The 6,538-nt window shown below is 31.6% G+C and carries 5 protein-coding genes; 2 read left to right on the top strand and 3 right to left on the bottom strand.

Features of this window, described 5'->3' with window-relative positions; genetic code table 11:
• The first annotated feature begins 145 nt into the window (after positions 1-145).
• The gene (locus B4G36_RS04090) at positions 146-1,075 is read left to right on the top strand and encodes a glutaminase (RefSeq protein ID WP_125350733.1); all 930 of its coding nucleotides are present in this window, start codon (positions 146-148) and stop codon (positions 1,073-1,075) included.
• Here the strand turns inward: B4G36_RS04090 and cmk are convergent.
• Positions 1,065-1,751 (bottom strand): (d)CMP kinase, encoded by a 687-nt coding sequence (gene cmk, locus B4G36_RS04085; protein WP_291062196.1) that lies wholly within the window; start codon positions 1,749-1,751, stop codon positions 1,065-1,067. The two genes, B4G36_RS04090 and cmk, sit on opposite strands and share 11 nt — an antisense overlap.
• A 51-nt stretch (positions 1,752-1,802) precedes the next feature.
• On the bottom strand, positions 1,803-2,828 hold the full coding sequence (gene porQ, locus B4G36_RS04080; protein ID WP_291062194.1) for a type IX secretion system protein PorQ: 1,026 nt from the start codon (positions 2,826-2,828) through the stop codon (positions 1,803-1,805).
• Positions 2,829-2,945: 117 nt separating this feature from the next.
• Between porQ and B4G36_RS04075 the strand changes: the two genes are divergently transcribed.
• A complete protein-coding gene (locus B4G36_RS04075; protein WP_291062192.1) occupies positions 2,946-5,216 on the top strand; it encodes a DUF2339 domain-containing protein in 2,271 nt (756 codons plus the stop codon).
• Between the two features lie 15 nt (positions 5,217-5,231).
• On the opposite strand, the gene B4G36_RS04070 is transcribed toward B4G36_RS04075, so the two are convergent.
• Positions 5,232-6,527, bottom strand: a complete 1,296-nt coding sequence (locus tag B4G36_RS04070; RefSeq protein WP_291062190.1) for a mechanosensitive ion channel family protein — start codon at positions 6,525-6,527, stop codon at positions 5,232-5,234.
• Between the last annotated feature and the right edge of the window lie 11 nt (positions 6,528-6,538).

Below are 6,538 nucleotides of genomic sequence, written 5' to 3'. Positions count from 1 at the left end.
AAAAGCAAAATGGATACTTTTGAAGGAACTACTCAGGAGGAATTCCATGAAACGGGATACATTTAATTAAAAAAATAAATAAACTTCTAATTTTGTTTAACGTGTAAAAAAGATTTACATTCGTACTATATATATAATATGCGCGATGATTTCGAAAGAAAAAGAATATTTTGAGATAATAAATAAGATTTACCTAAAAGTAATTGAAGAAGAGAATTTAGGTGAAACAGCTAACTATATACCAGAATTATCTAAAATAGACGGCAAGAAATTTGGAGTTTCTTTATTGTTTACGGATCAACTTCAATTTGGATTTGGTGATTGTGAAGAAAAATTCTCGATTCAAAGTATTTCAAAAGTGTTGCTTTTGGCTTTAGTTTATAGAGAAATTGGCGAGAAAATATGGGAAAGAGTTGATGTAGAACCTTCGGGAACGCCTTTTAATTCATTGTTGCAATTAGAAACTGACAAAGGAATTCCTAGAAATCCATTTATTAATTCAGGTGCTTTAGTGGTTTGCGACATCTTAATTGATATTTGTGATGATCCGAAAGCATATTTTTTGGATTTTATTAAAAAGGTTTCTGGTAATTATTCTATTCAATATTCTGATAAAATTGCAAAAAGTGAATTTTCTACCGCTTATCGTAATGCAGCTTTGACAAATTTTATCAAATCATTGGGCAACATTCATAATTCTCCTGACGAAGTTCTAGATTTGTATGTTTATATCTGCTCGATTGAAATGTCGTGTATGGAATTGAGTAAAACTTTTTCTTTTTTGGCCAATAAAGGAAAAAACTTGTTTGATGATTATCAAGTTTTCAACATTAGTCAAACAAAAAGAATCAACGCTATTATGCAAACTTGCGGTTTCTATGATGAATCTGGCGAATTTGCTTTTCGAGTTGGATTACCAGGAAAAAGTGGTGTTGGCGGAGGAATTGTTGCAATTATGCCCAAATATTACATTGTTTCAGTTTGGAGCCCTAAATTAAACTTAAAAGGAAACTCCTATCGAGGAATGAAATTTTTGGAAGAATTTACAACCGCAACAGAGGATTCTATTTTTTAGAATTAATAATCTCCATCACTTTATTCACCGTTTCTTCTAAATTCATGTTCGAATTATCGACTTCTATTGCGTCATCAGCTTTACGAAGTGGAGAATATGCGCGATGAGAATCGATATAATCTCTTTCGTTCACATTTTTCAACACCTCATCCAAAGAAATATTTTTCCCTTGTTGTTGATATTCTAAAAAGCGACGTTGCGCACGAACTTCTGGTGAAGCGGTGACAAAAATTTTGATATCTGCATTAGGAAAAACTGTTGTTCCAATATCGCGACCATCCATCACAATACCTCCTTTTTTTCCCATTTGCTGTTGAAGCGATACACAATAATCGCGAACAGCAGGAATCTCAGAAATTGGACTAACCATTTTAGAAACTTCCATCGTACGAATATCAGCTTCTACATTTTCACCATTCAAAAAGCTAAGATTCTTTTGAGTTATACTATCTTGTTTAAATTCTATCTTGATATCAGATAAATTGGTTATTAATGCATGTTCATCAATTTTATTATCGACAATATACTGATGTTTAAACGCATACAAAGTCACAGCACGATACATTGCACCACTATCAATATGTGTATAACCAAGATTTTTTGCAATAATTTTTGACATCGAACTTTTTCCTGTAGAAGAATATCCGTCGATTGCAATAATTAAATTTTCTTTCATCTATATAGAATTGAAGACAAAGATAAGATTTTATAGTTGTTTGAAAAGTTTTTATAACCAAGGATTACTTCTCCAATAATCTCGGCCTTGAATAATTCGGTCTAAATTGAGAATTAAACCAAAGTGATTAGAACCTCCAGATTTGTGGTAATTCGCATGACTAAACTCAAATCGAAAAGCATTTATACGGATTCCAAAACCATACGTTAAGCCAGATAGAGAACGAATTCCTTCGGCTGCTAATTCATTTCCACGTTTGAAATTATATCCTAAACGCATATTAAAGTCAGATTCTGGAAATAGCTCTGCTCCAACCGAAATATGATCAATCATTTTTCTTCCAGCAGAAACTTCCTGTCCGTTTTTATTATAAGGTTGAGAAATATCAAACTTCTGTAAATCGTGCAAAGAAAACGTAAATTCTAACGGAACATGCTCCAATCGATGCGAAATTCCCAAATTAACTTGCGTTGGCATATCTTCTTTTTTGCCATTATACGTTTGAATTTGTTGACCGATATTACGCACAACCAACGAAACATTGATATTTTTATCAAAATCGTGGTACGAAAGACCTACATCTCCAGCAATTGCTGAGGATTTATATGATTCGATTGTAGAATTAATGTATTTTAAATTTGCTCCAACTGTCCAATAATCGCCCAAAACACGTGCATAACCAACTGTAATTGCAGCATCATTTGCTTTGAAATTTCCTGTCACATTTCCATTTTCGTCAGTTCCAATTAATTTTCCGTAATCAACATATTGACCATGAACAGAAATAAAGTTTTCTTTATCGGTTTCATAAACCGTCGAAAATGTTCCAAAATCTACATCCGCAATATAATTGACGTAATTGATTCCGAATTGACCATGCATTTCTCGATTCATCAACGCTGGATTCCATAAAGCAGAATTGGAATCAGCATCCCACGAAGTTGCTGCATTTCCTCCCAAAGCCGCTTGACGTGGAGAAGTTGTAATGTTCAAAAACTCGTAAACACGCGTTCCATCTTGCGCAAAAATCGAAGTCGATAGCGCGATAAACAATAATGTACTTAGCTTTTTAAACATTTAGCAAAAATAAAGATTTTGTAGAATAACGAAAACAGAATGATTTTGGTATGTATGAAACAAAATTTTAGGCTTTCTGAAAAAAAGCTTAACTTCAATTTACCTAAAAAATACTTTATGGAATTTTTAATTGCCATTATTATATTCGTATTGATTGTGATTTTGTTCAACAAAGTTTCGCAACTAAAAAAACAACTTGATTATCAAGAAACTAAGCTAAAATATTTGCAAGAGCAATTGGATGCGAAAGAAATTAAAACTGAATCAAAACCAATTGTTGAGCAACCAAAAATAGTTGAAGAGAAAAAAATTGAACCTCAACCAGAAGTTGTTTCCTATCATAAAGTTGAAATGCCAAAAGGTATTTTTGACAAAATTCCACCAAAACAAACAACTGAAATCAGTTTTGATAAAAATCTCAACAGCGCAATTGCATTTATCAAAGACAATTTCTTGACGATTTTCGGAATTGTAACCTTAGTTCTAGGAATTGCTTACTTCGTAAAATATGCAATTGATCAAAATTGGATTAACGAAACTTTTCGCGTGATGATTGGAATTGGAGTTGGTTTAGGAATTATTGGAATTGCTCATTTTATTCGGAAAAATTTTGAAATCTTTTCTTCCATTTTAATTGGTGGCGGATTAACCGTTTTATATTTCACCTTAACCATTGCCTTCCGAGAATATCATTTACTTTCTCAAAATACCACTTTTGGGTTATTAACAATTGTGACTATTTTTTCTATCGTGATGGCAATGTTATATAATCGACAAGTTTTAGCCATTTTTTCGATTATTGGTGGTTTTATCGCTCCATTGATGATTAGTACAGGCGAAAGCAATTTTGTATTTCTGTTTGGTTATTTAACGATTCTAAACTTGAGTATGCTGTACATGGCTTGGCGAAAAGATTGGCAAGTTATTTCGTTTATCGCATTTGGCTTTACCTTTATATATAGTATCGCATGGATCGACAATTCTAAAACCTCAACGCAATATCTTTTCTTTGGCTTGCTTTACGTTATTTTCACTATTACAAGTTTAATTAACTACGTCAAAAAAGGAGAATTTTCGGCTTGGAATTGCCTTTTACTTATTTTCAATACCATTTTATCAACCGTTTTAATTTCTTCAGTTTATTATTTTATTGTTGGAAATAACAATGGTTTAATAGCTTTCTTATTTGGATTGATAACCGCTTTCGGTGCATTATACATCTACAAAACACCTAAAAATAATTTATTACAAAATACCTTAATCGGTTTGAGCATTGCGCTTATCACAACTGCAATTGCAATACAATTTAAAGTAAATGTCGTTTCGATTTGTTTCGCGATTGAATCAACCTTGTTACTGTTTCTTTGGAAAAAAAGTAAAGAAAACATTTTCAAAATCTTTTTCATTGCGATGTTTCCATTTTTATTGATTGCTTTATGCGCTAGTTGGTTTGATTATATCGATACTAAAAAACATTTAGCCGTAATTTTTAACCATGTTTTTATCACAAGTTTTATTGCATTGATTTGTTCTATTGCAAATATATATTTGATGAAAGATTTCAAAACCGAAGAACAATTTTTAGGTTTTAAGCTCAATCATTCCAAATTTATCTTCATATCAACATCACTTTTATTGATGTACACAGGAATTTTGTTCGAATTAATTTATCAGATCGAACCTTATTTCAACTTTATGATGATTGTAAGTTATGTATTGATTTATACATTATTCTTTATTGCTTTTATTTTAACGCTACGCGAAAAACTAAATTTAGGAAATACCTTGCAATTTGTTTTACAAATTTCTGCGGCTTTTTGCATTCTATTTTTACCAATGTTTGCCGAAATTCCATTATTACCAAACAAAACAAATTATAACATCGGTAGTTATTTTCTTTATTTGAGTTATCTCATTCCAACCGCTTATATTATTTATTTAGTTGTGAAAAGTAGCGATTTCCAAAGCTCCAAAGCAAAACAAATCATCAGCATGCTTGTCTTGGTTTATGTGATTAGTTTCGAGAAATACAATGGTTTTATGTTGATAACACTTGACGAAAGCTCTTCTAATTTCTCGCATCAAGCCGATATTTTCCGAATGATATTATTACCAATTATTTGGGCAGTTTTAGGATTTGTATTGATTTATTTCGGATTAAGAAAACAATTGAAAGGTTTTCCTATTGTTGGAATTATATTATTTGGATTGATTATTCTAAAATTATATTTCGTAGATGTTTGGGAAATGAGCAATATTTTCAGAATAATATCTTTTATTGTTTTAGGAATTTTAATCTTATTAACTTCTTTTATGTATCAAAAACTAAAAAATTTGATGGTTAATTTGATGGAAAAACCGAGCGAAAACAAAGAAGCTGAACAATAATGTTCAACTTCTTTGTTAATTATTTCTTCTCAATGCTTCAGCAATGACACGCATATCATCCGAAGAAGGTAACTCGAAAATTTCTAAATGGAAATATGGAACAACCGCAATAATATGATCGAAAATATCAGCCATAATCACTTCATATTCGTTCCAAACCGTTGTATTTGTAAACATAAATAACTCAATTGGCAAACCGTGTTCGGTTGGTTGAAGTTGCCGAACCTCGAACATCAAATCTGTTCTAATTTTTGGACTATTATAGGTATATGTCTTGATATATTGTCGAAAAAGACCAATATTTGTCATTCGTCTTCCATTCGCCAAAATCGTTGGATCAACTTTATTCGATACATTATATTGATTGATTTCATTCGTTCTATCCACAATAAAATCGTGTAACATGCGGATTTTTTTTAATTCTTCAATTTCTTCTTCTGTCAAAAATCGAATCGAATTCATTTTAATATTTATCGAACGTTTAATGCGGCGTCCACCAGCATTTTGCATACCGCGATAATTACGAAACGAATCTGAAACCAAGGCATACGTCGGAATTGTTGTAATTGTTTTATCAAAATTCTGAACTTTTACCGTTCCTAAATTAATCTCGGTAACATTTCCGTCTGCGCCATATTTTGTCATTTCAATCCAATCTCCAACGCGCACCATATCATTCATCGAAACCTGAATACTCGCCACAAAACCTAATATTGAATCTTTAAAAACCAACATCAAAACCGCCGAAGCCGCTCCCAAAGAAACCAAAAATGTAATAGGCGATTTTCCTGTCGCAATCGAAAAAATTAGAATTCCGCAAACAAAGAAAACTAAAATATTCATCACTTGCAGATAACTATCAATTGGTTTATCCGAAAAAGATTTATTACCTCGAAGAAAATCCCTGAACGCTTTAAAAATTGCATTAAACAACAATCCAACAGCAATTACCAATGCAATATCTGTAATTTGCATCGCAATTTTGATCCAATTCGGAAATCCTTTGAAGATAAGTGGGATCGCTTCTTTGGCGACAATTACAGGAACAATATGTGTTGCGAATTGTAAAACCCTGTTCTTGATTAATAAATCGTCAATCTTTGTTTTACTTTTTGCAATAAAGTTTGTTAAAACAAGTAATAGCACTTTTCGCAATAAAAAATCGATTGCATACAATATAATAACTAACAAAATTGATAGAACAATTGTTGTCATTATTGTGGTAGAATAACTCGAAAGTCCCAATTTGGCAATCATTTCGAGCATTGAGCGATACACATCGCTTTGAATATTTTCGTCTAAAAGTTCCATCTGAATAAAAA

Origin of the sequence: Empedobacter sp. UBA3239 (genome assembly GCF_002362875.1) — a bacterium.
Classification (GTDB): domain Bacteria; phylum Bacteroidota; class Bacteroidia; order Flavobacteriales; family Weeksellaceae; genus Empedobacter; species Empedobacter falsenii_B.
Note: the sequence above shows the minus strand (reverse complement) of the source record. Positions and strands in the feature narration are given on the sequence as shown.